Genomic DNA, 26,148 nt, shown 5'->3' with positions numbered 1-26,148 from the left:
GGACAAACCCATCCATCTGTTCGGACCGATCGGCGCCGGCAGCCGCCGAAGCCGCCCGCCGCGCCTTACCCCGACCGGTCAGCGGCCCGATTGTCGACATCGGCGATCACGTCCGCTCAGGCGGCGCCTGCGTCCTCATCTTGTCCCGACGCATTCGCGAAAGCGGGTTCCGATGCTTCGGACCGCCAGGCTTTGATCGGTGCGGCGACGCCGTCGGTGGGACCCGGCAACTGAGCCGGCGTCACGCTCGTGCAGGCGCACGGCGGCTTGCGCGCCGCCGTGCGCAGGAAGCATCAGCGTGGCGACACGTCCGCGTTGCCCCGCACCACCACCTGCCCAAGCACGTCCCGCTCGACGCGCGTCAGATCCGGCAGCAACGCCGCGAACTGCTGCGGCGAGCACATCTGCGTGCCGAACTGCGCATGCAGATACCGCGACACCTGCAGCGTCCGCGAAGCCGGATCGAACACGTAACGCGACGTATAGGCCAGCATGTCATCCTGCACGGACGTATCGACGGGCAGATCGCTGACGCGCACGTCCGCGGGCAGCGCGATCTGCGCGGTCTCATCGAAGTCGCCGCCGATGCAGACCCACGGCTGCGTTCTGCGCGGCTCCGCGAGCCACGCCTCCACCTGCGACGCGATGCCGCCCGCGAGACTCGACAGCGCCGTAAAAGCCGACGTGCCGCTGGTCCAGATGAAATGCTCGACCGTCCCCTGCATCGACGTCGAAAACGTATCGCCCGTCGTATCGAGCTCGCCGGTCGACAGCGACGCCGTGCCGTGCAGCCCCGTCGCGCGCAGCCGGTTCCCCGCGATCTGTTGCGCGACCTGCCGCGTCGCGCGCCGAAACGTATTGCGCTCGGTCTCCGCGGTCGCGCCGCTGTCCTCGACGTGGTACGCGTAGCTCGCGCTGCCGTCCTCCTCGATGTGCAGTTGCAGAAGCGCCGTGCGGCCGCGCGGCTGCTGCGCCGGCGTGCGCGTCATCGTGCCGTCGTCGACGAGCAGCGCCGGGCGGTCCATCACGACCGTCGGCAGATAGCCGAAGCCCGTTCCGCCCGCAGTCGGATCAACGAACAGCGACAACTCAGGAATCCAGACGATCACGTGATTGATCGCATCGGTGCCGTAGCCCGGCACCGATGGCAGCGTGTAGACGTTGCCGAGGCCGATCAACGCCGCTTCGCTATGAATGCCAACCGCCGCGAGCAGCGCTGTATAGAGCGCGACGCTGTCCTTGCAGTCGCCATAGCGGTTGCGCAGGATCTCGACGTCGCGATGCGGCACCGCCGCCGTTTCGCCGAGAAACAGCGCGACGTAGCGGATATTGAAGCGCATCCAGTCGTACAGGATGCGTGCCTTTTCGCGCGGGTCGCTCGTATTCGCCGTCAGCGATTGCGCGAGCTGCACGACCGCGGGGTCGTTCGCGCTCGGGTCGCGCGCCGCGTCGCGGTAGCGTTGCGCGAAGGCCGCGAAGCTGGGCGTCGTCGTCACCATCAGCCGGTCACCGTAGGTCGTGTAGCCCACCGAGCCCGCTTCGAGCGACGCATACGGCCCATGCCGGTAGTCGAACTCATAGCGCGTGCGGCCATTCGCCGACTGCGGCGGCAGCGCGACATAGCCTCGCGCATCCGCATAGAGCGGCACGTCAGCCGGCAGATCGAAGATCAGCCGCTGCGAATCGACAGGGCCGCGCGTGGGCTGCACGAAGTATGAGAACGTGCCGGCCTGCAGCGGCGCGGTGCGGGTCTTACGAAACGCGAGCCGCACCCGCGAGTGCGGACGCACGCCAGGAAAGATCACGGTGCGCAGCACGCCGTCCTCGAAGGTCGGCGCGCCGGCCGAGCGCGGCTCCTGAACGTCGCGGATGCTGTCGCGGCCAACCTGATGCGTCGCGCCATCCGGGTCGATCGTCTCGGCGGCCGTCAGCTCGATATGCTCGATGTCCTTGTTGAACCACACATAGCGCTGCGCGATGTCGTCGACGCCACCCGCGGTGTTCGCGCGATACGTCGCGTCGTCGTGTTCTTCAACGGAGCCGTCCTTCTGCACGATGAATTCGTGGACGTCGGATTCTAGCGTCGACGGTGGGACTTCCGCGGTGTTGTCCTGGTCCGACGTATCCAGCGTGCCAGCTGACGCGCTGTCGAACATCGCGCTGGATAGCAGCAACACGATGCCAATCGCCGATGCAACGGATCGCCTGCGCCTGCGTCCCCGCGCCATGCCAGTGCCGTTCATGCGGAGCGCGCCTTGCGCCGCGCGTCCCTGCCCTTTGCGCGCCATGCGCGCGGGCTCATGCCGAACTCGCCGCGAAACGCATGATTGAAATTCGACACGTCGTTGAACCCCGCATCGAATGCGACGTCGACGATCTTCTGCGCGCTATCGACGAGCTTCAACGACGCCGCGCGCAGCCGCGAGCGCAGCACGTACTGATGCGGCGTGACGCCGGTTGCGGCACGAAACAGCCGCAGAAAATGGAAGTCGCTCAACGCCGCCTGCGCCGCGAGGCTCGCGACGCTGTGCAGCGCATCGGGCGCGGCGTCGATCTCGCGCGCGAGCTGCGCAACGCGATGCATCGCGCCGGGCGGTGCCGCCACCGCGGCGGGCGCCGGGTCCTGCGCGAGCGCGCGCCACGTCGCGGTAGCCAGTTCGATCGCCAGTTCGTCCCACGCGACGTCCGCGGCATCCGTCGCGCCCGCGCAGGCACGCGCGACGAGCGGCGCAATGTGGCGCACAGGCGGCACGCGCACGTGCGGAAACACCGGCGAACGGAAGCCCGCATCGCGCGCGACCCGTGCGAAGTAGTCGGATTCGAAATGGAACGACAGGCAGCGGTCGCCGGCGCCGTGCACATGGCCGCATTCGAAGCAGCGGCCGTCGTTGCCGAGCAGCAGCGAGCCAGGCGTCAACAGCGCGCGGCCCGGGTCCGACCGGTACGCGAACGCGCCCGCGACGACCATCGCGATACACGCGCCGGCGTGCCGCTCTTCGAACGGGCGGTCGCCGGGGCCATGCGTGCACAGCATGTCGTCCACCCACCAGCCCGGTCCCGCCGCCAGCGTGCGGCCGGTCACGCCGCCGCGCGCGCCGTCGCGTTCGCGGTCCTCAAGCGCCTGCTGCAATCCGGCCGCAATTTTTCCCAAGATGTCTCCTGCCCAGCTCCATATCCTCGTTTTTAGCATATCGGCCGGATACGTGACGAGTCTGGGCCACTCGCGCCCTCACAAGGAGACACTCAGCATGGACAGCAACATCAGGCACGACGCCAGCGGCTTTCACACCGTGCTCGCGGCGCCGGGCCGCGCAGCGGATATTCCGGCCGAAGACGACGTCTACGGCTGGCTTGTCGGCAGCTGGGAGCTGGAGGTGCTGCGCTACCGCATCGACGTGCGCGCGCAAAAGGTCCGGGCCGAGGCGCATTTCGGCTGGACGCTCGAAGGACGCGCGGTGCAGGACGTGTGGCTCATGCCCGCACGTGGAACATCCACCGCGCCGGTCGCAAGCGGCGTCGCGCTGCATATGTACGGCACGACGCTGCGCGTGTGGGACGCGGCGCTGCGGGCGTGGCGCATCACATTCCTGAACCCGGCCACCGGCCAGCGCGACGAGATGATCGGCCGGCGCGTCGGCGACGCGATCGTGCAGATCGGCACGCACGTGGATGGCACGCCGATCCGCTGGACGTTCACCGAACTCACGCCCGACTCGTTCCACTGGACGGGCTCCGCGCTCGCCGCCGACGGCGTGACGTGGAATGTGGAAGGCGAATTCCTCGCGCGCCGGATGACGCCGCAGCGCCTGCGGTGAAGTAACGTACGACGCGCGGTGCGCTGCGTTTTAAACGCGCCGCACTACACGCCCACCCGCGCCCCGACCCGCGCTTCCTCCATCGCGCGCAGCACCGAGAGCGCGATGCCCTGCGCTGCGAGCCGCACTTCATCGAGCGACGGAAAGGTCGGCGCGATGCGCAGATGCGAGTCGTGCGGATCGCGGCCGTGCGGGAATGCCGCGCCCGCCGGCGTCAGCACCAACCCCGCCTGCGCGGCGAGTTCGACCGTGCGCTTCGCGAACCCCTTCGGCACGTAGAGGCTGATGAAGTAGCCGCCCGCCGGCGCATTCCACGACACGTCCGGCGTGTCGCCCAGCAGATCCCGGAAGGTCTCCTGCACCGCCGCGAATTTCGGCTGGATCAGCGCGCGATGCCGCTCCATCAGCGCCTCGAGCGCGGCGCGATCGGGCAGAAACCGCAGATGCCGCAACTGGTTGAGCTTGTCCGGGCCGATCGTGCGGATCGCCATCTGGCGCGTCCACCACGCCACGTTGCGCGGCGATGACGCAAGGAACGCGACCGCGCCGCCCGCGATCGTCACCTTCGATAGCGACGCGAACACCAGTGCGCGGTCCGGATGGCCCGCGTCCGCGCAGGCAGCCAGGACATCGGGCGTCGCATGACGGGTCGCGGTCAGATGATGGAAGCGATACGCGTCGTCCCAGAACAGGCGAAAGTCCGCGGCGGCCGGCAGCGCCGCGAGCCGCCGCACTTTCTCCGCGGACCAGATCGCGCCCGTCGGGTTGCTGTAGAGCGGCACGCACCACATGCCGCGAATCGCCGAATCGCGCCGCAACTGCGCCTCGACGAAGTCGAGGTCCGGGCCGTCGTCCTCCATCGGCACGGCAATCATCCGCACACCCAGCGACTCGCAGATCGCGAAGTGCCGGTCATAGCCCGGCACCGGGCACAGGAACGCGACGTCGTCGGGCTTGCTCCATGGCTTCGGGCGGCCCGCTTCAGCGCCGTCGGTATCGGCTGGCACACCGTGCAGCATCGCGAACGCGAGCGCGTCGTGCATCAGCTCGAGGCTCGAATTACCCGCGGCGACCACCTGCGTGGCCGGCACTCCAAGCAGTTCCGCGCCGAATGCGCGCATCTCGGGCAAGCCGGCGCCATGCCCATAGTTGCGGCAATCCACGCCACCGGGCGACAGGTAGCCAGCCGCGGCCGCATCGTCGATCAGGGCGCGCGACAGGTCGAGCTGTTCCGGCGCGGGTTTGCCACGCGACATATCAAGCCGCAGGTTCAGTTGTCGGAATTCGTCGTAGGTCATCGGCATGGCAGCGAGTCTCGTGGGGTGTCGTTCGAAGCGTGTGGGAAAGCGCAACCCGAGCGCGACCCAGTATGCGGATTCCGACACATTCAGACAAACGCGTTATATTGAAGTTTTCGATCAGATTTTCTGATACCCATGAAAGCACTCGACCTCGACGTCCTCGCGATGGTGGTCGCCATCGCCGACACGGGCAGCTTCGTGCGCGGCGCGGCGCTCGTGCATCGCTCGCAGTCCGCGCTCAGCATGCAGATCCGTTCGCTCGAGGACGCGCTCGGCAAGCCGCTCTTCGTGCGCGGCCCGCGCAGCGTCACGCCCACCCAGGAAGGCTTGCAACTGCTCGGCTACGCGCGGCAGATGCTCGCGCTGCGCGACGAGGCGTGGGCATCGATCGTGCATCCGGAGGTGAAGGGACGCGTGTCGATCGGCGTGCCCGACGACTACGCGTCGTCGCTATTGCCTGCCGTGCTGCAGAAGTTCTCGGCAACCTATCCGAAGGTCGAGATCCAGGTGGTCGGCATGCCGAGCAACGCGCTCGCGCCGTTGATCCGCGACAGCAAGGTCGATCTGGCCTGCGCGACACGCGTGAAGGGCATTTCGGGCGAATTCATCCGCTTCGAGCCGATGGTGTGGGCGGGGCCGTCGAAGGGTCGCGAGATCTGGAAGGAGCGGCCGCTGCCAGTCGCGATGTTCGGCACGGGCAGCGTCGCGCGCGCGAACGCGATCCGTGCGCTGGAGCGCGCGAAGATCGCGTATCGCACGTCGTATGAAAGCCCGGGGTTAATGGGGCTCTTCAGCATGGTCGAAGCGGGGCTCGCGATCGCGCCGCTCGCGCGCTGCAGCGTGCCCGGCCACTTCGTGCAGCTGGGCCGCGCGCAGGGCTTGCCGGCGCTGCCGGAACTGGAGATCGTGCTCGCGCGCAGCGCGCGCTCGAACCGTCCGCCGTGCGACTTCCTCGCGGAACAGATCCTCGCGGAACTGCGGCAGGAAGCGCGCTGACGCGCGCGCCTTCTGCTGCAGCTTCAGCTTGCGTCAGACGTCCTAGCGCTCGCCGATCCGCGCGAGCAGTTCGTGCAGGCGTTCGATGTGCCGCATCAGCAGATGCTGATGCTTGTCGATCTGCTCGATGCGGCCGACCAGATCCGCGTGCACGTCGCCCTCCACGTCCGCCGCGGCGATCAGGTCTTCCACCTTGTTGCGGATCGATGCGAGATCCACAGGCGGATGCGCGAGATGCCGGTCGAGCCGCCGCACGTCCTGCACCGCGAGATCGCGCAGCTTGCGAAACGCGGCGAGACGACGGTGCAGGTCCGCGTCCGCGAGTTCGTCTTCGGGGCGCCGCACGGGCGCCGCCTGGCCGAAGATCGGCTCGGGCGGACGCAGCACCGAGCGCTTGCGCGCGGGGTGCGCCGTGCCGCGAAAACGCGCGAGCGGCATTTCGTTGTCGATCGCCTCGCGGGCGATCTCGGGAACCTCATGCGCCTCGCGCGGCTCGTCCATCCAGCCCGCCGGCAAACCGGTCACCGATTCGACGCCACGCACGAACTCTTCGCTGAACGGCCGCTGCCCGGCCAGCATCAGCTTCAGGTAGGAAGCCGAAAACGTCATCATCTTCGCAAGACGCGACGCCGCTCCCACCTCCCGGGTGAGCACCACCAGGTTGTGCCGCCAGACCGGCAGCAGGGGATCGTCGAAATCTTCCATCGCAGGGTGTTCCATCCTCGCCCGATGTCCTTGTGATGTTCTTGATGTTCTGGATGCCCTCGTCATGCGGCGCACGGGCCGCGAGCACAGCGAGTTCGCGCCCGGACTGCGCCGAGATCAAGGTTAGCCGCAGCGCGGCGCACGTTGCAACCTGCGTTTTTGGACATGGGTTGCCGCGCGAACCGTCCGCTACCGCGGCCGATCGTGGCGCGCCGCAACATGCGCGCCAGTGAAATGGACCGGCGCGAGCAAGGTTCGTTCCGCAGCTTTCAATACCGCAACGCAGCAGCGCGGCAGCTGGGGAGAGGTCCCTCCGGCATCGTCGCTCCAATGCCGGCAACGCCCACCAGGATTACGCGCTTTGCACGCGTTCCAGGGCCGTCGACACGAGCGCTTCGAGGAGCGGCTGCACATGTCCGGCGAGGGCCTCGTCGTACGCGAACGGCAGTTGCTCCTGCATGTAGGTGCACTGCGTAAGCTCAAGCTGCACCGCATGAATGCCCGCTTCCGGCTGCCCATAGTGGCGCGTAATATAGCCGCCCTTGAAGCGGCCGTTGGCGATGGCCGTGAACGCGCCGTGCCGCTCGACGATTGAGCGCAGCTCGTCGGCGAGTCCCGCCACCGCGCTCGCGCCGTTCGACGTGCCGAAGTTGAAGTCCGGCAGACGTCCATCGAAAAAGCGCGGCACGACCGAGCGGATCGAATGCGCCTCCCACAGCAGCACGCGGCCGTGCTGCGCCTTCAGCGCGGCGAGCTCGTTCGCGAGCGCGTCGTGATACGGCTGCCAGTACAGCGCGCGACGGCGCGCCACTTCAGCTTCATCGGGCAGCTTGCCGTCCTGGTAGAGCGGCGCCTTGTCGAATGTGTCGACCGGCAGCAGGCCCGTCGTGTCTTGGCCCGGATACAGGTTCGCGCCGTCGGGCGGCCGGTTCACGTCGATCACGTAGCGCGCGTTGTGCGGCATCAACACCGATGCGCCGAGACCGCGCGCGAACGCGTACAGCCGGTCCAGGTGCCAGTCGCAGTCTTCGGTGAGCGCGGCGACCGGGGTCATCGTCGCGGCGATGTCGGCGGGAATCTGCGTGCCGACGTGGGGAATCGAGATCAGCAGCGGCGCGCTGCCGCGTTGCAGCGTGAAGACCGTGGCGGGGTTGCCCGTGGGGTTCGTAGAAGGGTTCGGGGCAGTCATATCGATCGGCTCCGTCAGAGGTGTTCCGATGAGGGTGTGGTATGGCGGGGCACGTTGCGTCGCCTGTCGAAGGAGCCGCATAACGTGCGCCATCTCGCCATGCTAGTCGCGGCGTTTGACAGTCTTTCGCGGTGTGGCGCGGTGCCTCGCCCGCAGTTCAGGCCAATTAGTTCAGGCCGCGCAGTTCACGCCTGATCGAGCAGCACATCAAGCGCGGCCCGATAGTCCGCGCGTGCCGCGTCCTCGTCGCGATGCCGGCGGTTGTCGACCACCTTGACGCCGCCCACGAACACGTCGCGCACCGGCATCTCGCCGTGCTCGCAGAACACGACACCCGACAGCCACGTGCGCGGGTCCTGCCCGGCAATCGTCGGATGCTCGGCGTCGAGCACGATCCAGTCCGCGCGATGTCCGGCGCGCAGTGCGCCGACCGCGCGGCCCGTCGCCAGTGCGCCGCCGGCGAGCGCGGCGCCCACCAGCCGGTCCGCGACGAACGGTTCGTCCGCCGCCGCGAGCACGTTGCGCTGCCGCCGCGTCAGGCGCTGGCCGTATTCGAGCAGACGCAGCTCGCTGCGCCAGTCGACCGCGATATGGCTGTCGGAGCCGATACCGATGCGGCCTTGCAGCGCGAGATAGGCATGTGCGGGGAACACACCGTCGCCAAGATTCGCTTCGGTCGTCAGGCACAGGCCCGCGACCGCCCCGCTCTTCGCGAGCGCCACGGTTTCCTGCGCGTCGACATGCGTCGCGTGCACGAGGCACCAGCGCGCATCCACCGCGAAGTTGTCGAACAGCCACTGCACCGGCCGCGCGCCTTCCGTCGCGAGGCACGCGTCGACTTCGGCGGTCTGCTCCGCGATATGGATATGCACCGGCGCGCGCGGCAGCATCGCGTCGAGCCCCGCGAGCACGTCGCGCAGCGATTCACCCGACACCGCGCGCAGCGAGTGCGGCGCGACGCCATAGCGCAGCGCGGCGTGTTCGCCGTGCGTGCCGCGCAGGCTGTCGATCAGGCCGAGCAGCGCGTCCGGCGTGTTGATGAAGCGCCGCTGGTCTTCGCGCGGCGGCTGCGCGCCGAAACCGCTGTACTGATACAGCACCGGCAGCATCGTGATGCCGATGCCCGTCTGCCCGGCCGCTTCGACGACATGCCGCGCCATCTCCGCGACGTTCGCGTAGCGCTGGCCGTCGGCGGCATGGTGCACGTAGTGGAATTCGCACACCGACGTATAGCCCGCCTTCAGCATCTCGATGTACAGCCAGCGCGCGACCGCGCCGATGCCTTCCGGCGTGATGCGCGCGGCGAAGCGGTACATCAGGTCGCGCCAGCTCCAGAAGTCGTCGTTGGCGACGGCGAGCGCGCGAAATTCGGTGAGCCCTGCCATCGCGCGCTGGAACGCGTGCGAGTGCAGGTTCGGCATTCCGGGCATCAGCGGCCCGGCCGCGCGTTCGATCCCAGCCGACGGCGCAGGCACCGCCGCATCCGCTTCGACCGACGCGAGCACGCCGTGCTCGTCCCATTGCAGCAGCACGTTGCGGCGCCAGCCATCAGGCAGCAGTGCGTGCTCGGCGAAAAGTGTCCGGTTCATTGTGGGTGAGTTCATTTTGAAGCCCGGGTATATACCGTTTGGCCGCGGCGCACGACGCGCGCGCACAACGGCCGGCCGATCCAGTAAGCGAGCTCCGCGAGCGACGCCACCGACCACACCGCGAAGTCGGCCGCACGTCCCGGCGCGAGCGTGCCATGGCGGTCCGCGGCGCCGAGCGCGCGGGCCGCGTGACGCGTGACGCCCTGCAGCACTTCGGGCACGGTCATCCTGAAGAGCGTCGTCGCCATGTTCATCATCAACAGCAGCGACGTGGCCGGCGACGTGCCCGGATTGCTGTCGGTCGAAATCGCAATCGGCACCTCGTAGCGCCGCAGCAGATCGAGCGGCGGCAACTGCGTCTCGCGGATGAAGTAGTACGCGCCCGGCAGCAGTACCGCAACCGTGCCTGCGGCTTTCATCGCGGCGACGCCCGCTTCGTCGAGAAACTCGAGGTGATCCGCGGAGAGTCCGCGATAGCGCGCGGTGAGCACAGCGCCATGGCTGTTCGACAGCTGCTCCGCGTGCATCTTCACCGGCAGGTTGCGGCGCGCCGCGGCTCCGAACACGCGCTCGCTCTGCGCAGGTGTGAAGCCGATGCGTTCGCAGAACACGTCGACGGCGTCGACGAGGCCTTCGTCGGCCAGCGCGGGCAGCATGCGGTTGCAGACTTCGTCGATGTAGTCGTCCGCGCGGCCGGCGAACTCGGGCGGCAATGCGTGCGCGCCGAGGAACGTCGTGTACACCGACACCGGAAAGCGCTCGCCCAGCTGACGCGCGACGCGCAGCATCTTGCGCTCGGCCGCGAGTTCGAGGCCATAGCCGGACTTGATTTCGATCGCGGTCACGCCTTCGGCCAGCAACGGTTCGAGCCGCGCGGTCGCCGCGTTGAAGAGCTCGCTCTCGCTCGCCGCGCGCGTCGCCCGCACCGTCGACACGATGCCGCCGCCCTTCTTCGCGATCTCTTCGTAGCTGACGCCCGCGAGTCGCTGCGCGAACTCGTCGGCGCGCTGGCCGCCATACACCAGATGCGTATGGCAATCGATCAGGCCCGGCGTGACCCACGCGCCGCCGAGATCGTCGCGCGGCCAGTCTGCGTAGTCGCGCGGCAGATCGGCGAGCGGGCCAAGCCAGGCAATCGTGCCGTTGCCGACCGCGATTGCCGCGTCGGCGATCGCGTCCGCTGGGTCGCCATGCGGGCACAGATGCAGATGATGGAAGACGGTGTGCTTCATCGTGCGTGAGCCTCGGTGGTCACGGTGTGCGATTGGTGTCGTTGGTGCCAGCGTCACGGTCGTGCAGGTTGATGCGAATCGCGAGCAGCGCGCCGTCGCCTTGCACGTCGATGGTCAGCGCATGCGGCGGATCGGCATCGAAGCGCAGCGTGTCGTCCTGCAACAACCGCACCGGCGCTTCGCCGCTCACGCTCACCGTCGTCTCGCCGCTCGCGCAGAACAGCAACACGACGTGCGCCATCAGCGTATGCGTGCCCGCGCCACGCCACACGTCGACCTCGCCCGACGCGACGCCGCGCCGCGTCATCAGGTTGAAGTCGCGCGTCGGGCCGTCAACGAGACGCGCATCGATCACCGTTTCGCCGGCAAAGCGCGCGACGTCGAGCGGCTTTGCGAGCGCATGCGTATGCTGCGTGTCGCCATCGCCACTGCGCTCATCGAGCAACATGCCCGCGCCGGACAGCAGCACGAGCACACGGTCGATGCCGACGAAACGCGAGAACGGCCCCGGCTGCGCGACGTCCGCAAGGCTCACGCGCCACGCGAACGTATCCAAGCGCGCGGGCTGCGATCCATCGTTCGCACCGGACCGCGTCGCATCCGCGATGCCGATCGCGATCTCGCTCGTCACGCCGCCGCCGTTCTTCCACGGCGACGCGACGAGCTCAGCACTGCGGATCAGCGTGCGCGCGCTCATCAGCGGCCCAGCATCGGCAGCTTGAGGCCGGCCTCGCGAGCGGTCTGCTGCGCGAGCTCGTAGCCCGCATCCGCGTGACGCATCACGCCCGTCGCCGGGTCGTTGAACAGCACGCGCTCGACGCGCTTGCCTGCCGCTTCGGTGCCGTCGCAGACGATCACGACGCCCGAGTGCTGCGAGAAGCCCATGCCGACGCCGCCGCCGTGATGCAGCGACACCCACGTCGCGCCGCCCGCGGTATTCAGCAGCGCGTTGAGGAGTGGCCAGTCGCTGACCGCGTCCGAGCCGTCCTTCATCGCTTCCGTTTCGCGGTTCGGGCTCGCGACGGATCCCGTATCGAGGTGATCGCGGCCGATCACGACCGGCGCCTTCAGCTCGCCGTTCGCGACCATCTCATTGAACGCCTTGCCGAGGCGATAGCGATCCTTCACGCCGACCCAGCAGATCCGCGCCGGCAACCCCTGGAACGCGATGCGTTCGCGCGCCATGTCGAGCCAGTTGTGCAGGTGCGGATCGTCCGGAATCAGCTCCTTCACTTTCGCATCGGTCTTGTAGATATCTTCAGGATCGCCCGACAGCGCGACCCAGCGGAACGGGCCCTTGCCTTCGCAGAAGAGCGGACGGATATACGCGGGCACGAAGCCGGGGAAATCAAACGCGTTCTGCACGCCCATTTCGAGCGCCATCTGGCGGATGTTGTTGCCGTAGTCGAGCGTCGCCGCGCCACGCTGCTGCAGCGTCAGCATCGCTTCGACCTGCTTTGCCATCGACTGCTTCGCGGGCGTCACGATGCTCTGCGGGTCCGTCTTCATCCGCTCGCGCCAGTCCTCGACGTTCCAGCCCTGCGGCAGATAGCCGTGAATCGGGTCGTGCGCGCTGGTCTGGTCGGTCACACAGTCCGGCGTGATGTTGCGCTTCACGAGTTCGGCGAACACATCGGCCGCATTGCCGAGCAGACCGACCGACACCGGCTTGCCGTCACGCTTCGCTTCGTCGATCATCGTGAGCGCTTCGTCGAGCGTCTTCGCCTTTTTATCGACGTAGCGCGTCTTCAGACGGAAGTCGATGCGCGACTCGTCGCACTCCACCGCGATCATCGAGAAGCCCGCCATCGTCGCCGCGAGCGGCTGCGCGCCGCCCATCCCGCCCAGGCCGCCCGTCAGGATCCAGCGGCCTTTCGGATCGCCGTTGAAGTGCTGGTTCGCGACCGCGTAGAACGTTTCGTAGGTACCCTGAACGATGCCCTGACTGCCGATGTAGATCCAGCTGCCCGCCGTCATCTGGCCGTACATCATCAGGCCCTTGCGGTCGAGCTCGTGGAAATGATCCCAGTTCGCCCAGTGCGGCACGAGGTTCGAATTCGCGAGCAGCACGCGCGGCGCGTCCGCATGCGTGCGGAATACGCCCACCGGCTTGCCCGACTGGATCAGCAGCGTCTCGTCGTCGTTCAGGTCCTTCAGCGACGCGAGAATCTGGTCGTAGCAGTCCCAGTTGCGCGCGGCGCGGCCAATGCCGCCATACACGACGAGCGCGTGCGGATGCTCGGCGACTTCGGCGTCGAGGTTGTTCTGGATCATCCGGTACGCGGCTTCGGTGAGCCAGCTCTTGCACGACTTCTCGGTGCCGCGCGGCGCGCGGATCGTGCGGGTCGGATCGAGACGGGGGTCGACATGCTTCGGGTTGTTCATGATCGCTCTCAGGTCGGGCAAGTTCAGGTTCAAAAAAGGGACGACGCGCACGTGCGTAACGCGGCGCTAGAAATGTCCAGTGAAGCGGTAACGGGTGCCGGGATGCCACAGGTTCGCGATCGACGCGACGACGCCCTGCGACCAGGTCCGGCGATGCAGCACGAGGCACGGTTCCGTGTCGTCCATCGCGAGATGCGCGCGAATGTCGGACTCGGGCGTGGCGGCCTCGATCCGGTACTCGACGCGCTGCAACGGCGCGACACGCACGAGGTACTGGTTCGGCGTGACGCTCGTGAAGTCCTGCAATGCGTATTCGGGCGCGACGGCCGGGTTCACCCAGCGTTCTTCCAGTTGCACCGGCTCGTCGTTCTCGAGGTGCAGCACGCGCGAATGGAACACCGGGTGACCCGCCGCGAGCTGCATTTCCTCGGCAAGCGCGGCGTCTGCCACAGCAGCGCCAAGCTGCAGCACGTCCGCGCGATAGCGATGGCCGCGCGCGACGATTTCATCCGAGATGCTGCGGATCGCCACCAGCGTCGATTCATACTTCGGCCGCGCGACGAAGGTGCCGGCGCCCTGCACGCGCGTCAGCACCTGCTCGGCGGTCAGCTCGCGCAGCGCGCGGTTGACCGTCATGCGCGCGACCTTGAACTCGCGCGCAAGCTCGTTCTCCGACGGCACGAGATCGCCCTCGGCCCATTCACCCGCGTGAATGCGGCCGAGAATGAAGTCCTTGATGCCTTGATAGGCCGGCGCGTTCATCGCTCAGTGCGCCTGCTGTCCGGATTGCGCTTCGGATTCGAACGAGAACGGACAGTGCGACGCGATCGTGCCTTGCTGCACGAGGCGCGTGACGGCCGCGATATCCGGCGCGAAATAGTGGTCCAGCTCGTAATGCGGCACCTCGTTGCGCACGATGCGCATCACGTGCTGCAGGCTCGGGCTGGTCTCGTGCGGTGCGCGCAGATCGACGCCCTGCGCCGCCGCGAGCAGCTCGATGGAGAGAATATTCGCGGTGTTGTCCGCGATATCCGCGAGCTTGCGGGCGGCAAACGTGGCCATCGAAACGTGGTCTTCCTGATTCGCGGACGTGGGCAGCGAATCAACCGAAGCCGGATGCGCGAGCGTCTTGTTCTCGGACGCAAGCGCCGCTGCCGTGACATGCGCGATCATGAAGCCGGAGTTCACGCCGCCATCCCTGACGAGAAACGGCGGCAGGCCCGACAGCGTCGCGTCGATCAGCAGCGCGATGCGGCGCTCCGCGAGCGCGCCGATTTCGGCGGCGGCGAGCGCGAGATTGTCCGCCGCAAACGCGACCGGCTCCGCGTGGAAGTTGCCGCCTGACAGCACTTCGCCCGTGTCCGGGAAAATCAGCGGGTTGTCCGATACCGCGTTCGCTTCGATCAGCAGCACTTCGGTCGCATGGCGCATCTGGTCGAGACACGCGCCCATCACCTGCGGCTGGCAGCGCAGGCTGTACGGGTCCTGCACCTTGTCGCAGTTCGCGTGGGACAGGTTGATATCGGAACCGTCGAGCAGCGCGCGATACGCGGCGGCCGCCTCGATCTGCCCGCGATGACCGCGCAGCGCGTGGATGCGGTGATCGAACGGCTTCACCGAGCCCGCCGCCGCATCGACCGACAGCGCGCCGGCCACAAGCCCGGTGCGATACAGGTCTTCGATCGCGAACAGGTTGTAGAGCGCGAGCGCGGTGGACGCCTGCGTGCCATTCAGCAGCGCGAGGCCTTCCTTCGCCTGCAGCGTGAGCGGCGCGAGGCCCACGAGACGCAGACCTTCTTCGGCCGGCATCCGCTCGCCCTTCGCGAACACTTCGCCGACGCCGAGCAGCACCGCGGACATATGCGCGAGCGGCGCGAGGTCGCCGGACGCGCCGACCGAGCCCTTGCTCGGAATCAGCGGCAGCACGTCCGCGTTGAACAGCAAGATCAGCGCGTCCATTACTTCGCGGCGGATGCCCGAGTGGCCGCGGCCGAGGCTCGAGAGCTTGAGCGCCATCAGCAGGCGCACGACCGGCCGCGACAGCGGCTCGCCGACGCCGACCGCGTGCGACAGCACGAGGTTGCGCTGCAGCAGTTCGAGCTGGTCGTGCGGAATGTGCGTGCTGGCGAGCCGGCCGAAGCCGGTGTTGATGCCGTAGGCCGGCGCGCCCTTCGCGGCGATATCCGCGACGGCGCGCGAGCCGGCGTCGATCGTGGCGAAGCTGGCCGGGTCGAGCTGCAGCGTGACGTGTTCGCGGGCGATCTGGCGGAGTTGCGGCAGCGTGAGGCTGCCGGGCGTGAGCTTCATCATCGTGGCCTTCCCTGTCTATACAATTGAACGCAGTCTAGCTGCTTCAACCTGTATATACAACTGGAATTTAATCAGCCAGCGTTAGGGATTCCCTTGATTGCGCGTCGTTGGGACGGGTACTGGATGTGGTGGCGGAGGGTGGTCGACCTGTCTATACACCTTGGCGCGCGGACGACTACCGGGTGAAAAACCGGACAGGCGCCACCGAACTCCGCCCCGCGTCCCATTCCTCGCGCAGGGTCCGCAGAAAGTCTTCAGGCATTCCCGCGCCCCTGTTCGCGAGCGTCGCCGACATGGCGTCCCCAATCCGCTCGACGACGGCAGCCGGATCCGGCACGTGACAGACGTTGCGGCCAAACTCGAGCAACTCGTCGCGAGTCGGATACGACACGGACCGGTTCATCTTCAACGTCATCGTCCGGTCCGCGTACGTCACGCAGGTCCACTGGCCCGTTGCAACCACGCATCGTCATCGATGCATGTTGCTTATCCGTAAGCTCGGCTCGCTAGAATCCGCCGCTAGAGACCGCCCTTTTCCACCTGAACACCTGAACACCTGAGCCCAGACTCCAGATGTCGCTTGCGCTGAATTTCGACTGGCTGACGAACCTGCTCGCGATCCTGTTCATCGTCGCGTGTCTGTACGACATGCGCTACGACGAGTACGGCACGCTGACGCTCGCCGCCGCCGCGATGTGCCTGATCGTGATGGGCATCGAACTGTTCCTGAAGCCCGCGTTCGAAATGGCGCTCTAGCGCGCGCATGCCGCCGCGTTCGCCGGCACATCACCACCGCATAAAGCAAACAGGGCGCGCCGCTCGCACGACACGCCCTGCTTCGCCACTCCGGCGCGAGGTCTGCAACCCCGCACCGGTCAATCAATCTCAGATGGCCCACCCACCGAGATAGAACGCTGCCAGCACGACGGCGATCGCCACCGTACCGATGTTCAGCTTGCGGAACTCGCCGCTCACGATCCGGCCGATCACGAGCGTGCAGAAGCCCAGCATGATGCCCGTCACAATGTTCGCGGTCAGCACGATGAACACCGCGCAGACGAGACCGGCCATCGAGTCGATTGAATCCTGCATGTCGAGCTTCGACACGCTCGACAGCATCATCAGGCCCACGTACATCAGCGCCGGCGCGGTCGCATACGACGGCACCAGGCCCGCGAGCGGCGCGAAGAACATCACAACGAGAAACAGCAGACCGACGATCGCCGCCGCCATGCCGGTCTTCGCGCCCGCCGCGACGCCCACCGTCGATTCGATGTAGGCCGCCGCCGGCGCGCCGCCGAAGAAACCCGAGAAGATCGAGCTCAGCGAATCTGCCGTCAGCGCGCGGCCGCCGTTGATGATGCGGCCGTTCTCGTCGAGCTGCCCCGCCTGGCCGGCGACGGCGCGGATCGTGCCGGTCGCGTCGAACACGGCCGTCATCACGAGCGCCAGCACGCTGGGCAGCACCGCGAGCGACAGCGCGCCCTTGATGTCCATCGAGCCGATCAGCGACTGATGGCCCGGCGCCGACAGCGACGGCCACGCGAACACGCCATGGAAACTCACCGACGGATCGAGGATCAGCCCGAGCGCCGAGATCGCGACGATCACGAGGAGGATCGAACCCGGCACCCGGCGACGCACGAGACCGAAGATCGCAGCCAGCCCCGCGACCGACATCAGCGCCGGCAGCGCGGTGAGGTGGCCAAGCTGCACCGGCAGCCCCGGACCCGGATTCTTCACGACGAGGCCGACGTCGTTCGCGGCGATCAGCAGCAGGAACAGGCCGATGCCGATCCCCGTGCCATGCGCGATGCCGTGCGGCAGATTGCGCAGGATCCACGAGCGCACGCCCGTCACCGAGATGCCGGTGAACACGATGCCCATCAGGAACACCGCGCCGAGCGCGACGGTCGGATGCAGTCCCTTGCCGAGCACGAGGCCGAACGCGGTGAACGCGGTAAGCGAGATCGCGCAGCCGATCGCGATTGGCAGCTTCGCCCACAGGCCCATCAGCAGCGAGCCGAACGCGGTGGTCAGGCACACGGCGACGAACACCGCGCTCGTATCGAAGCCCGCCTTGCCGAGCATGCCCGGCACGACGAACACCGAATACACCATCGCGAGAAAGGTGGTGACGCCCGCGATCAATTCCTGGCGCGTCGAACTGCCGCGCGCGCTGACGTCGAAATAGCGGTCGAGCCAGCCTTTGCCGCCAAAGTCCTGGGTGCCGGCGTCCGAAATGGACTGGGCGTGAGGTTCCATCATGATGAGTGTCTCCTTTATCAGCGAGCTGAAACGGCCGTTGCGGCCGCCATCAGGGTCGTCTCGTTGGGATCGAGTAGCTTTTATTGCTGGATCGAAGCGTAGGCGAACGCAATTATTCGTCCCATCGTATGAACGGCATGAATCTCATGTCATCGCGCATATATCCACGCAAACAGGGGCTCGCACGGCGGTGCACCGCGCGTTTACACCTACGCCGCATACCCCTCCTTTCGAACCACTCCGATGGCTCCCGGCGAGAGCGCATGCCGTCCGGATAAGGTGCCCGCAAACGTCCGCCGCGCGCCGGATTGGGCGGGGCGCCGAACCGCCCGGGTTACACTCTGGTCCGTCACCTGCTTACCCAGCACCGGATCCAAGGAGCTTCCGCTGATGAGACGCGGTCCGTCACGTCCTGTCACCCTGTCACGGCACCTGCTGCTGATGCTGTTCGTCGCGCTCGCGGCGACGCTGTCCGGTTGCGGCCTGTTTGAGGAACCCGAACGCGAGCCCGCGCCGATCGTGACGGCCAATGTCGAAGCGGTGACCTCGCCGGTTGCGCAGCCGCCGGAGACGGCCGCGAGCGAACCCGAGGAAGAGGAAACCAGCAAGCCCGCGCCCGCGAAGAAGCCGAAGAAGCCGGTGGTGCGCCGCCCGCCGCCGCCCACGCCGCCTCCCGCGCCCGCCTCGGCGCCGCCCGCGCCCCCGCCGGCTCCGCTCATCACCACCCGTGACCTCGATCGCAATTCGGTGCGCGCGCTGCTCGACAGCCAGGTGAAGAAGCCCGATGGGAAAGTGGTGGGCCGCGCGGTCGACATGATCGCGGACGCGAGCGGCAAGCCGCAGCAGATCGTCGTGAACCTGCAGGGCTTCATGGGCATCGGCGACCGCAAGGTCACCTTCCCGTGGAGCGCGATCCGCGTCGCGCCCGCGGCGAAGCCCGCGCCGATCACGCTCGACCCCGCGCCGAGCCAGCTGCCGAAACCCGATCGGCCGAAGCCCGTGCCGCAGCCGGGCAACACGCCGCCGTCCAGTCCGAATGAGCCGCTGCGTCTGCCGATCATCGACTCGACCGTCGAGCGGCCGAATGGTGCTGAAGTGGGCCGCGTGGTCGACGTGCTGCTCGACGCGAACGCGCAGCCGCAGGCGGTCGTGCTCGACGTCAGCGGCATCCTGAGCCAGGAGCGCCGCGCGATCGCGGCGAACTGGTCCGCGCTGCACTTCACGACCAGAGACCGCGCATTGCACGCGCAGGTCGATCTGTCCGACGCCGCGATCAAGGCGTCGCCGCCGTATTCCGCCGACCAGCCCGTGCGCGCGGTGTCGCCCGCGCCACCGCCGGCCCCGCCGCCCGCCGCCGCGGCGCCGCCAGCTTCGGCGGCACCGGTCACGAAGACGGCGTCCAACCCGAGCGCCTCACGATGACGGCGCGCACCACCGTAACCACGCGGAGTCTCCGCGCGCTCGACTGGATGAACTTCTTCGTCGCCAACGTGCAGACGGGGTTCGGGCCGTTCATCGCGTCCTACCTCGCGACGCACAAGTGGACGCAAGGAGAGATCGGTCTCGCGCTGTCGGTCGGCACGATCAGCGCGATGGTGAGCCAGGTGCCGGGCGGCGCGGCCGTCGATGCGCTGAAGAACAAGAAAGGCGCGGCCGCATGGGCGATCGTCGCGATCATCCTGAGCGCGCTGTTGCTCGCCACCAGCCCGACCGTGCTGCCGGTGATGGCCGCCGAAGTGTTCCACGGCTTCGCGAGCTGCATGCTGGTGCCGGCGATGGCGGCGATCTCGCTCGCGCTCGTCGGGCGCCAGGCGCTCGGCGACCGGCTCGGGCGCAACGCGCGCTGGGCGTCGATCGGCAGTGCGGTCGCCGCGGGTCTGATGGGTCTGTGCGGCGAGTACTTCTCGGCGCGCGCGGTGTTCTGGCTGACGGCCGCGCTCGCGCTGCCGGCCCTCGTCGCGCTCGCGATGATGCAGGACACCGGCGAGATCGCGCCGATCGTCGAAACGAAACCGCAGGACGCCGAAGAACACGGGTCGCTGATCGACCTGCTGCGCGACCGCCGCATGCTCGTGTTCGCCGGCTGCGTCGTGCTGTTCCATCTGTCCAACGCGGCGATGCTGAACCTTGCCGCGGGCGAAGTGACGGCCGGCATGGGCGACAACGTGCAGCTCGTGATCGCGGCGTGCATCATCGTGCCGCAGGCGATCGTCGCGCTGATGTCGCCGTGGGTGGGCCGCACGTCGGAGCGCTGGGGACGCCGGCCGCTGCTCGTGCTCGGCTTCTCGGCGCTGCCGGTCCGCGCGCTGCTGTTCGCGGGCATCAGCAGCCCGTATCTGCTCGTGCCGGTGCAGATGTTCGATGGCCTGAGCGCCGCGGTGTTCGGCGTGATGCTGCCGCTGATCGCGGCGGACGTGGCCGGCGGCAAGGGGCACTACAACCTGTGCATCGGCCTCTTCGGGCTCTCAGCGGGTATTGGCGCGACGCTCAGCACGACGCTCGCTGGCTTCATCGCCGACCGCTTCGGCAACGCGATCAGCTTCTTCGGGCTCGCGGGCGTCGGCGCGCTCGCGGTGCTGCTGGTGTGGTTCGCGATGCCGGAGACGCGCGAGAAGGTCACCGCCGAGGCGGAAACTGCCGGGGTGCCGGAGGCGCGCTAGCGGCCATCGGCGCCACCGGCTCCGTTAGGGCGCGTATCCGACTACGCCCTTGATCTCCAGGAAGTCGTCGAGGCCGAACTCCGCGTATTCGCGGCCGTTGCCCGACTGCCGGTAGCCACCGAACGGCGCCGCCGGGTTGTACGCCGCCTGGTTCAGGTAGATCGTGCCCGCGCGCAACTGCTTCGCGACCTCACGCGCCCGCTCCAGCGTACCCGCCTGCACGTAACCCGCGAGGCCGTAGACGCTGTCGTTGGCCATCGCGACCGCGTCCGCTTCGGTGTCGTACGGCAGGATCGACAGCACCGGTCCGAAGATCTCCTCGCGCGCAACCGTCATGTGGGGCGTCACGTCGCCGAGCACGGTCGGCTTCACGAAGTAACCGCGCTTGAGCCCCGCGGGCCGCCCGGGTCCACCGGCGACGAGCGTCGCGCCCTCCTCGATACCGCGCGAGATCAAGCCTTGAATCTTCGCGTATTGCGCCGCGCTGATTACCGGCCCCATGTCGACGCCGTCCGCGTCCGCCGGTCCCACACGTAGCGACTGTGCGACCGCTTTCGCAATCGCGTACGCGTCCTGCGCGCGCTCGCGCGGCACGAACATCCGCGTCGGCGCATCGCAGGACTGGCCGCTGTTGTCGAACACCGCACGCACGCCGTGCTCGACGGCCGCCTTCAGGTCCGCGTCCGCGAGAATCAGGTTCGCGGACTTGCCGCCCAGTTCCTGATGCACGCGCTTCACCGTATCCGCGGCGGACTTCGCGACCAGCACGCCCGCGCGCGTCGACCCGGTGAACGACATCATGTCGACGTCCGGATGCCGCGACAGCGCGTCGCCCACTACGGGGCCCGTGCCGTGCACGAGGTTGAACACGCCAGGCGGCACGCCCGCTTCGTCGAGGATCTCGGCGAACACGATCGCGCTCACCGGCGCGAGCTCGGAGGGCTTCAGCACCATCGTGCAGCCGGCAGCAAGCGCCGGCGCCACCTTGCAGACGATCTGCAGCGCCGGCCAGTTCCACGGCGTGATCAGCCCGCACACGCCGGCCGGCTCCTTGCGGATCAGCACGCCGCCGCCGGCAGTCGCCTTCACGGTGTCGAACGGGAAGTCGCGCAGCGTGTCGAGCATCGTCTCCAGGTGCGCGGCGCCGGTCCACGCCTGTGCGTCGCGTGCGAACGCGATCGGCGCGCCCATCTCGCGGCTGATGGCTGCCGCCATGTCGTCGTAGCGGCGACGGTAGACGGCGAGGATCGACTCCAGCAGTGCGATGCGCTCCGCGACCGTGGTCCGCGCGTAGTGCACGAACGCACGGCGCGCCGCGGCGACCGCGCGCGCAACGTCCGCTTCGCTGCCGAGCGCGATGGACGCGAACGGCGCCTCGGTGGACGGATCGATCACGTCCAGTGTCGCTTCGACGCCGGGCGATGCCGCCGCCGGCGCGACCCATAGTCCGTCGATATAAAACTGCTGCGCGTGCTCGAATGGCATTTGTGGTTCTCCGGCGTGGTTCAACGCGGTTTCAGTCCGTTCATTCCCGTCAGTTTCATTACATCGACAGGGCTCAATCTGTGTTTCGTCACTTCACAATTCTTCGTGCCGGCGGTTTCGCGCAGACTCGCGTCATCGCCTGCCGATCCCACGATGGACACCGGCGGCATCGACTGCATCGAACGACATAACCAGGAGAAACCTCGATGAGCCACGTCACCTTCACCCGCATCGATCCGCGCGGTCCCGGCGCAAAGGGCCTCGAACCCGCGCTGCACGACCCGGCCGACATCATCCTCGAAGGCGCGAAGGCACCGCACGCGCTGTCGTCGTTCTGCGATCCGAGCCAGACGTTGAGCGCCGGCGTCTGGCAATGCGATGCCGGCACGCTGCAGCTGGTCGATCTGCCGGTGCATGAAGTCTGCGTGCTGATCGACGGCGAGGTCGTGGTCACCAGCGAAGACGGCCGCAGCGATCACTACAAGGCCGGCGACGCGTTCGTGCTGCACAAGGGCTTCTCCGGTACGTGGCACATGCCGGTCGCGACGAAGAAGTACAGCATCGTGTACTGCGGTTGAAGCCTGCAGGCTTCACATCGGAAAGCCCAGCGCCTTGATCGAGCGGATCCACCAGCGCCGCCAGCCGCCATGGTCGTCGGCGCCATCGAACGCGTGGAACGTGATCTTCGCGCCGAGCCAGCGGAACGGCTCCGGCGGGATGTACGACGGCCCTTTGCGCGAGATGTCGAGCGACGTGATCAGCGTGTCGCGCTTCCACAGCATCTCGAGTCCCATCTTCGCGCCGAAGCGGCTGCCGGCCACACCGAAGCCCGTATAGCCCGCCACGAACACCACCTTGCCGCCGTGATACTGCCGCGCAAACACGGCGCCGCGCGAGCAGTAGTCGATCGGGCCGCCCCACGCATGCGTGAAGCGCACGTCGTGCAACTGCGGAAAAGTCCGGTAGAACGCTTCGGCCAACTTGTAGTAGGTGCGCTCGTCGCGATCCGCGGCGGGGTTCGGGTCTTCGTTGAAGTGATACGACACGCGGCCGCCGAAGATGATGCGGTTGTCCTTCGTCAACCGGAAATAGTTGAGCTGCGTGCGTGTGTCGTACACGCCCTGGCGGTTGCGCCAGCCGATGCGCGCCATCTGCCCGTCGGTCAGCGGCGCGGTCGCGACGATGTGATCGCGCACCTGCATCACGCGCCGGTTGATGTCCGCGATGCCGACTTTCGCGGTGCCCGACGCGAGCAGCACACACGGCGTCTCGATGCTGCCCGCCTGCGTGCGGACCTGCATCGTCGCGCCGCGATCTTCGAGCGACGTCATCGGCGAGAGCTCGTACAGGCGCACACCAAGTTTGAGCGCGGCGGCCTTGAGGCCCCATGCGAGCTTCGCCGGATGCACGATGCCGCTGCGATTGCGCGACCACATCGCACCCGCGAACAGCGGCGAATCGAGCTGTTCGCGCGCGCCATTCGCGTCGAGCAGCACGACATCGTGCCCGTGCGTGGCGTGCAGCTCGTAGTCGTGTTGCAGGTGTTCGACGTGCGCCGGGTCCACCGCCACCGTCATCTCGCCGTTCCATTCGACGTCCGCATCGATGCCGTAGCGCACGAGCGTTGCCCTGAAGCCGTCGAGATTCTCCTGGCCGAGCTTTTCGAGCACGTCGAGGTCTTTCGGGAACACGCGGGTTGCATTCGGCAGACCGTGCATCACCGAAGTCGAGATGATGCCGCCCGGCCGGCCTGACGCACCGTACGCGACCTTGCCCGCTTCGATCAGCACGACGTCGCGTTGCGGGTCGTCTTCCTTCGCCTGAATCGCGGCCCACAACCCCGTGAAGCCGCCTCCGACGATCACGAGATCGGCGCGCGTCGGCCCGATCAGCTCGCGTTCGACGGCAGGCGCCGCCGGGTTGTCGAGCCAGAATGGGAACAGCTTGACGCCGGCGAACGGGTGCTTCATGGCGTCGTCATGGCCCGCGCCTTGGCGCAGGTGCGGGTCGGCCGCGACATGCGGGGATGCCGGCGCGCGCTTCGCGGTGGCCGCGTCGGTAGCCAGTTCGGCAGCCGCAGCCGGATTCGCGCCGCCCGGCGTGAACGTTTCGACCGGTCGATTCATCGCATTGCCCTGTCTGGCTTCACTATTCTGATGGTTCGCTGAAGGGTCGCTGAAGGGTCCCTCGCGCCCTGTTCCAGCCTGCATGCCACTGTAAAGCGGATCGCGGCGCGCAAAAATGCCGGCAAAAAAACGTTCACATCGATCAAAGACGATGTATTGCCGGCCATGCGCGCCGCCGTCAGTCATGGCGAGATCGCCCAGGCGTCCAGTATTCGAACGGCTGGAACATCCGGGTGTGCGAAAGCGGCGTCGCATATCCGCTCGCATCATGCGCGCGCAACGCAGCCTCTCCATCATGCTGTGACGGACGGCGAGTCGGATAGATCGGCAGGCTCGGCGGCCCGGAATAGTCGAAAGGTGGCGGTCTTTTACTCATGGTCGTCTCCGCTGATGAAATCGAAAACGGAGACGCCGAAAACAAAACAGGCCTCATCCGTTTCCCGATGAGGCCTGCTGGTTGATGCTAGCTCGACGCTAACGCATATCTAACGCAAACAGGCCTCCATGGGTCCGCGACGACGGACGCACATAGGGGCGTGATTGGCGAAAGCAGCGAGGTTGAGCGTTAGCATGTCGATGAGTGTCGATGCGATTGGTGGAATTGTCAACCATCTACGTGCCGCTCGTCACCTGTATCACGAGATGAGGGATTACCATCTACCTGCGCTTGCGAACGCTTGAGCGCGCTCGAATCGCAGCACCCGTTGAACGAAGAATGGGATAGGGAACGGACGACCACCGGCATGGCGAACGGCAACGACAATCTGCTTGGCAGCTATCTGCGCGCGCGGCGCGAGAAGCTCGACCCCGCCGCGCTCGGCATTCCCACCGAACGCCGGCGCACGCCTGGACTCCGGCGCGAAGAAGTCGCGCAACGTGCCAACGTCAGCGCGACGTGGTACACGTGGCTCGAACAGGGACGCGGCGGCGCGCCCTCTTCCGAGGTGCTCGACCGCATCGCCCGCGCGCTGATGCTGACCGACGTCGAGCGCGAGCACGTATTTCTGCTGGGGCTCGGGCGGCCGCCCGAGGTTCGCTATCAGGCTGTCAACGGTGTCACGCCCGCGCTGCAGCGTGTGCTCGATGCGCTGGAATACAGCCCCTCGCTCGTGCGTACGGCAACGTGGGATATCGTCGCGTGGAATCGCGCCGCGCAGGCGGTGCTGACCGATTATCAGGAGCTCGAACCAAAAGATCGCAACATCCTGCGGCTGATTTTTCGCAACCCGGGCGTACGCGATGCGCAGACCGACTGGGAGAGCGTGGCGCGCTACGTGGTGGCGGCGTTTCGCGCGGACGTCGCGAGAGGCGGCGCGGCGAAGGACGTGCAGGCGTTCGTGGAGGAACTGCGCGCGGAGAGCGCCGACTTCGACCGGATCTGGCGCGACCACGACGTCCGCTCCACCGACGAAGGCACGAAGCAGATCCTGCATCCGGTGGTGGGACTGATCGAGCTGGAATTCTCGTCGTTTGCCGTGCACAACCGGCCGGATCTGGGGCTCGTCGTCTATACACCGGCCACGCCCGCCGCGGCCGAACGCGTCAAGTGGCTGATCGCGGAGTACGTGAAAGCGCGCGGCCTGTAGCGTTGCTCAGATGCGTCGCGCTGGTGCGTCGCTCAGGTCCGTTGCTCAGGCAAACGCTCAGGTGCGTCGCGCAGATCGGTCGCTCAGGTCAGTCGCTCAAGCAGCCGCAATCACGTCGATCCGCAGCGCGTCGCCGCCGTTCGCGATCTCGAGCAGCCGGTCGACGTTCGGATGCGCGCCCGGACGGTTGCGCGCATCGGCGGTATGTTCGGCGAACACCGCGAGTCCGTGTTCGGCGGCCTGCGCGTCGAGCGAGCCGAATACCTCGCGCAGATAGTGGTAAACCGCGAGCGAGCCCTGCTTGCCCGGCTTGTTCTCGATCGACGCGACGACCGCGCCCAGGCCGTCCACCAGATCGATGCGCTCGATCCCGTCGATGCCGGGAAGCTGCGCGAGGTTGTCCTTGAATACGCTGCCGGGTTGAATCGCTGAAGTCACTGCGTTTGCCTTTGAAGTCGTTTTTTGTGGAGCCCGCATCTTATCCGATCGGCTGCAGCGTCG

The 26,148-nt window shown here is 67.4% G+C and carries 23 protein-coding genes; 7 read left to right on the top strand and 16 right to left on the bottom strand.

What is annotated here, in order from left to right; translation table 11 throughout:
* Positions 1 to 293 precede the first annotated feature (293 nt).
* Both DVS29_RS07365 and DVS29_RS07360 read right to left on the bottom strand, forming a co-directional pair.
* On the bottom strand, positions 294 to 2,243 hold the full coding sequence (locus tag DVS29_RS07365; RefSeq protein WP_118179908.1) for a DUF3857 domain-containing transglutaminase family protein: 1,950 nt from the start codon (positions 2,241 to 2,243) through the stop codon (positions 294 to 296).
* Complete coding sequence (locus tag DVS29_RS07360) at positions 2,240 to 3,151, bottom strand: helix-turn-helix transcriptional regulator (RefSeq protein ID WP_118179785.1); 912 nt, start codon at positions 3,149 to 3,151, stop codon at positions 2,240 to 2,242. The genes DVS29_RS07365 and DVS29_RS07360 overlap by 4 nt, the downstream gene beginning before the upstream one ends.
* A 97-nt stretch (positions 3,152 to 3,248) precedes the next feature.
* Between DVS29_RS07360 and DVS29_RS07355 the strand changes: the two genes are divergently transcribed.
* Positions 3,249 to 3,815 (top strand): hypothetical protein, encoded by a 567-nt coding sequence (locus DVS29_RS07355; protein WP_118179784.1) that lies wholly within the window; start codon positions 3,249 to 3,251, stop codon positions 3,813 to 3,815.
* Between the two features lie 44 nt (positions 3,816 to 3,859).
* Here DVS29_RS07355 and DVS29_RS07350 read toward each other — a convergent pair whose 3' ends face one another.
* Positions 3,860 to 5,119: an aspartate aminotransferase type Ic gene (locus DVS29_RS07350; RefSeq protein ID WP_118179783.1), complete on the bottom strand. Its 1,260-nt coding sequence runs from the start codon at positions 5,117 to 5,119 to the stop codon at positions 3,860 to 3,862.
* A gap of 132 nt (positions 5,120 to 5,251) precedes the next feature.
* On the opposite strand from DVS29_RS07350, the gene DVS29_RS07345 reads away from it, so the two are divergent.
* Complete coding sequence (locus DVS29_RS07345; RefSeq protein ID WP_118179782.1) at positions 5,252 to 6,112, top strand: LysR substrate-binding domain-containing protein; 861 nt, start codon at positions 5,252 to 5,254, stop codon at positions 6,110 to 6,112.
* Positions 6,113 to 6,154: 42 nt separating this feature from the next.
* Here the strand turns inward: DVS29_RS07345 and DVS29_RS07340 are convergent, their stop codons facing one another.
* The 9 genes from DVS29_RS07340 to DVS29_RS07300 all read right to left on the bottom strand — a co-directional run bounded on the left by DVS29_RS07340 (position 6,155) and on the right by DVS29_RS07300 (position 15,937).
* The gene (locus DVS29_RS07340; protein ID WP_118179781.1) at positions 6,155 to 6,817 is read right to left on the bottom strand and encodes a hypothetical protein; all 663 of its coding nucleotides are present in this window, start codon (positions 6,815 to 6,817) and stop codon (positions 6,155 to 6,157) included.
* A gap of 352 nt (positions 6,818 to 7,169) precedes the next feature.
* Entirely contained in the window at positions 7,170 to 8,006 is an 837-nt protein-coding gene (gene hutG / locus DVS29_RS07335) for an N-formylglutamate deformylase (RefSeq protein WP_118179780.1), read from the bottom strand.
* Between the two features lie 185 nt (positions 8,007 to 8,191).
* The gene (locus DVS29_RS07330) at positions 8,192 to 9,595 is read right to left on the bottom strand and encodes a formimidoylglutamate deiminase (RefSeq protein WP_118179779.1); all 1,404 of its coding nucleotides are present in this window, start codon (positions 9,593 to 9,595) and stop codon (positions 8,192 to 8,194) included.
* Positions 9,596 to 9,606: 11 nt separating this feature from the next.
* Entirely contained in the window at positions 9,607 to 10,827 is a 1,221-nt protein-coding gene (gene hutI, locus DVS29_RS07325; RefSeq protein WP_118179778.1) for an imidazolonepropionase, read from the bottom strand.
* Between the two features lie 19 nt (positions 10,828 to 10,846).
* A complete protein-coding gene (locus DVS29_RS07320) occupies positions 10,847 to 11,524 on the bottom strand; it encodes a HutD/Ves family protein (protein WP_118179777.1) in 678 nt (225 codons plus the stop codon).
* The gene (gene hutU, locus DVS29_RS07315) at positions 11,524 to 13,212 is read right to left on the bottom strand and encodes a urocanate hydratase (protein ID WP_118179776.1); all 1,689 of its coding nucleotides are present in this window, start codon (positions 13,210 to 13,212) and stop codon (positions 11,524 to 11,526) included. Before hutU ends, DVS29_RS07320 begins: the two co-directional genes overlap by 1 nt.
* A 66-nt stretch (positions 13,213 to 13,278) precedes the next feature.
* The gene (gene hutC, locus DVS29_RS07310; RefSeq protein WP_118179775.1) at positions 13,279 to 13,974 is read right to left on the bottom strand and encodes a histidine utilization repressor; all 696 of its coding nucleotides are present in this window, start codon (positions 13,972 to 13,974) and stop codon (positions 13,279 to 13,281) included.
* Between the two features lie 3 nt (positions 13,975 to 13,977).
* On the bottom strand, positions 13,978 to 15,522 hold the full coding sequence (gene hutH / locus DVS29_RS07305) for a histidine ammonia-lyase (protein WP_118179774.1): 1,545 nt from the start codon (positions 15,520 to 15,522) through the stop codon (positions 13,978 to 13,980).
* Positions 15,523 to 15,697: 175 nt separating this feature from the next.
* Positions 15,698 to 15,937 carry a hypothetical protein gene (locus DVS29_RS07300; RefSeq protein WP_124800612.1) on the bottom strand — a complete coding sequence of 80 codons (240 nt, stop codon included), beginning with the start codon at positions 15,935 to 15,937 and terminating at the stop codon, positions 15,698 to 15,700.
* A gap of 158 nt (positions 15,938 to 16,095) precedes the next feature.
* On the opposite strand from DVS29_RS07300, the gene DVS29_RS07295 reads away from it, so the two are divergent.
* Positions 16,096 to 16,278, top strand: coding sequence for a hypothetical protein (locus tag DVS29_RS07295; RefSeq protein ID WP_118179772.1), 183 nt, complete (start codon positions 16,096 to 16,098; stop codon positions 16,276 to 16,278).
* A 129-nt stretch (positions 16,279 to 16,407) separates the two neighbouring features.
* Here the strand turns inward: DVS29_RS07295 and DVS29_RS07290 are convergent, their stop codons facing one another.
* Positions 16,408 to 17,790, bottom strand: a complete 1,383-nt coding sequence (locus DVS29_RS07290; protein WP_118179771.1) for an NCS2 family permease — start codon at positions 17,788 to 17,790, stop codon at positions 16,408 to 16,410.
* Positions 17,791 to 18,180: 390 nt separating this feature from the next.
* Here DVS29_RS07290 and DVS29_RS07285 point away from each other — a divergent pair, with 390 nt between their 5' ends.
* Positions 18,181 to 19,212 carry a PRC-barrel domain-containing protein gene (locus tag DVS29_RS07285; RefSeq protein WP_118179770.1) on the top strand — a complete coding sequence of 344 codons (1,032 nt, stop codon included), beginning with the start codon at positions 18,181 to 18,183 and terminating at the stop codon, positions 19,210 to 19,212.
* Complete coding sequence (locus tag DVS29_RS07280) at positions 19,209 to 20,450, top strand: MFS transporter (RefSeq protein ID WP_118179769.1); 1,242 nt, start codon at positions 19,209 to 19,211, stop codon at positions 20,448 to 20,450. Before DVS29_RS07285 ends, DVS29_RS07280 begins: the two co-directional genes overlap by 4 nt.
* A gap of 24 nt (positions 20,451 to 20,474) precedes the next feature.
* Here DVS29_RS07280 and DVS29_RS07275 read toward each other — a convergent pair whose 3' ends face one another.
* Positions 20,475 to 21,935, bottom strand: a complete 1,461-nt coding sequence (locus DVS29_RS07275) for an aldehyde dehydrogenase family protein (protein ID WP_118179768.1) — start codon at positions 21,933 to 21,935, stop codon at positions 20,475 to 20,477.
* Positions 21,936 to 22,141: 206 nt separating this feature from the next.
* Here DVS29_RS07275 and DVS29_RS07270 point away from each other — a divergent pair, with 206 nt between their 5' ends.
* Entirely contained in the window at positions 22,142 to 22,513 is a 372-nt protein-coding gene (locus tag DVS29_RS07270; RefSeq protein WP_118179767.1) for a cupin domain-containing protein, read from the top strand.
* A 12-nt stretch (positions 22,514 to 22,525) separates the two neighbouring features.
* On the opposite strand, the gene DVS29_RS07265 is transcribed toward DVS29_RS07270, so the two are convergent.
* Positions 22,526 to 24,001, bottom strand: coding sequence for an NAD(P)/FAD-dependent oxidoreductase (locus DVS29_RS07265; RefSeq protein ID WP_420816080.1), 1,476 nt, complete (start codon positions 23,999 to 24,001; stop codon positions 22,526 to 22,528).
* 803 nt (positions 24,002 to 24,804) lie between these two features.
* Between DVS29_RS07265 and DVS29_RS07260 the strand changes: the two genes are divergently transcribed.
* Complete coding sequence (locus DVS29_RS07260; protein ID WP_118179766.1) at positions 24,805 to 25,647, top strand: helix-turn-helix transcriptional regulator; 843 nt, start codon at positions 24,805 to 24,807, stop codon at positions 25,645 to 25,647.
* 96 nt (positions 25,648 to 25,743) lie between these two features.
* Here the strand turns inward: DVS29_RS07260 and DVS29_RS07255 are convergent, their stop codons facing one another.
* On the bottom strand, positions 25,744 to 26,124 hold the full coding sequence (locus tag DVS29_RS07255; protein ID WP_118179765.1) for a DUF2322 family protein: 381 nt from the start codon (positions 26,122 to 26,124) through the stop codon (positions 25,744 to 25,746).
* Positions 26,125 to 26,148 lie beyond the last annotated feature (24 nt).

This window comes from Paraburkholderia phosphatilytica (genome assembly GCF_003443895.1).
GTDB classification, from domain to species: domain Bacteria; phylum Pseudomonadota; class Gammaproteobacteria; order Burkholderiales; family Burkholderiaceae; genus Paraburkholderia; species Paraburkholderia phosphatilytica.
Note: the sequence above shows the minus strand (reverse complement) of the source record. Positions and strands in the feature narration are given on the sequence as shown.

Excerpts from the sequence above, each read along its gene's own strand:
- DVS29_RS07260 (WP_118179766.1), top strand. The coding sequence starts at position 24,805 with ATGGCGAACGGCAACGACAATCTGCTTGGCAGCTATCTGCGCGCGCGG.
- DVS29_RS07340 (WP_118179781.1), bottom strand. The coding sequence starts at position 6,817 with ATGGAAGATTTCGACGATCCCCTGCTGCCGGTCTGGCGGCACAACCTG.
- DVS29_RS07290 (WP_118179771.1), bottom strand. The coding sequence starts at position 17,790 with ATGATGGAACCTCACGCCCAGTCCATTTCGGACGCCGGCACCCAGGAC.
- DVS29_RS07300 (WP_124800612.1), bottom strand. The coding sequence starts at position 15,937 with ATGACGTTGAAGATGAACCGGTCCGTGTCGTATCCGACTCGCGACGAG.
- DVS29_RS07330 (WP_118179779.1), bottom strand. The coding sequence starts at position 9,595 with ATGAACCGGACACTTTTCGCCGAGCACGCACTGCTGCCTGATGGCTGG.
- DVS29_RS07285 (WP_118179770.1), top strand. The coding sequence starts at position 18,181 with ATGAGACGCGGTCCGTCACGTCCTGTCACCCTGTCACGGCACCTGCTG.
- DVS29_RS07280 (WP_118179769.1), top strand. The coding sequence starts at position 19,209 with ATGACGGCGCGCACCACCGTAACCACGCGGAGTCTCCGCGCGCTCGAC.
- hutC (WP_118179775.1), bottom strand. The coding sequence starts at position 13,974 with ATGAACGCGCCGGCCTATCAAGGCATCAAGGACTTCATTCTCGGCCGC.
- DVS29_RS07350 (WP_118179783.1), bottom strand. The coding sequence starts at position 5,119 with ATGCCGATGACCTACGACGAATTCCGACAACTGAACCTGCGGCTTGAT.
- hutU (WP_118179776.1), bottom strand. The coding sequence starts at position 13,212 with ATGAACAACCCGAAGCATGTCGACCCCCGTCTCGATCCGACCCGCACG.
- DVS29_RS07365 (WP_118179908.1), bottom strand. The coding sequence starts at position 2,243 with ATGAACGGCACTGGCATGGCGCGGGGACGCAGGCGCAGGCGATCCGTT.
- hutG (WP_118179780.1), bottom strand. The coding sequence starts at position 8,006 with ATGACTGCCCCGAACCCTTCTACGAACCCCACGGGCAACCCCGCCACG.
- DVS29_RS07275 (WP_118179768.1), bottom strand. The coding sequence starts at position 21,935 with ATGCCATTCGAGCACGCGCAGCAGTTTTATATCGACGGACTATGGGTC.
- DVS29_RS07295 (WP_118179772.1), top strand. The coding sequence starts at position 16,096 with ATGTCGCTTGCGCTGAATTTCGACTGGCTGACGAACCTGCTCGCGATC.
- DVS29_RS07255 (WP_118179765.1), bottom strand. The coding sequence starts at position 26,124 with ATGCGGGCTCCACAAAAAACGACTTCAAAGGCAAACGCAGTGACTTCA.
- DVS29_RS07345 (WP_118179782.1), top strand. The coding sequence starts at position 5,252 with ATGAAAGCACTCGACCTCGACGTCCTCGCGATGGTGGTCGCCATCGCC.
- hutH (WP_118179774.1), bottom strand. The coding sequence starts at position 15,522 with ATGATGAAGCTCACGCCCGGCAGCCTCACGCTGCCGCAACTCCGCCAG.
- DVS29_RS07320 (WP_118179777.1), bottom strand. The coding sequence starts at position 11,524 with ATGAGCGCGCGCACGCTGATCCGCAGTGCTGAGCTCGTCGCGTCGCCG.
- DVS29_RS07355 (WP_118179784.1), top strand. The coding sequence starts at position 3,249 with ATGGACAGCAACATCAGGCACGACGCCAGCGGCTTTCACACCGTGCTC.
- DVS29_RS07270 (WP_118179767.1), top strand. The coding sequence starts at position 22,142 with ATGAGCCACGTCACCTTCACCCGCATCGATCCGCGCGGTCCCGGCGCA.
- hutI (WP_118179778.1), bottom strand. The coding sequence starts at position 10,827 with ATGAAGCACACCGTCTTCCATCATCTGCATCTGTGCCCGCATGGCGAC.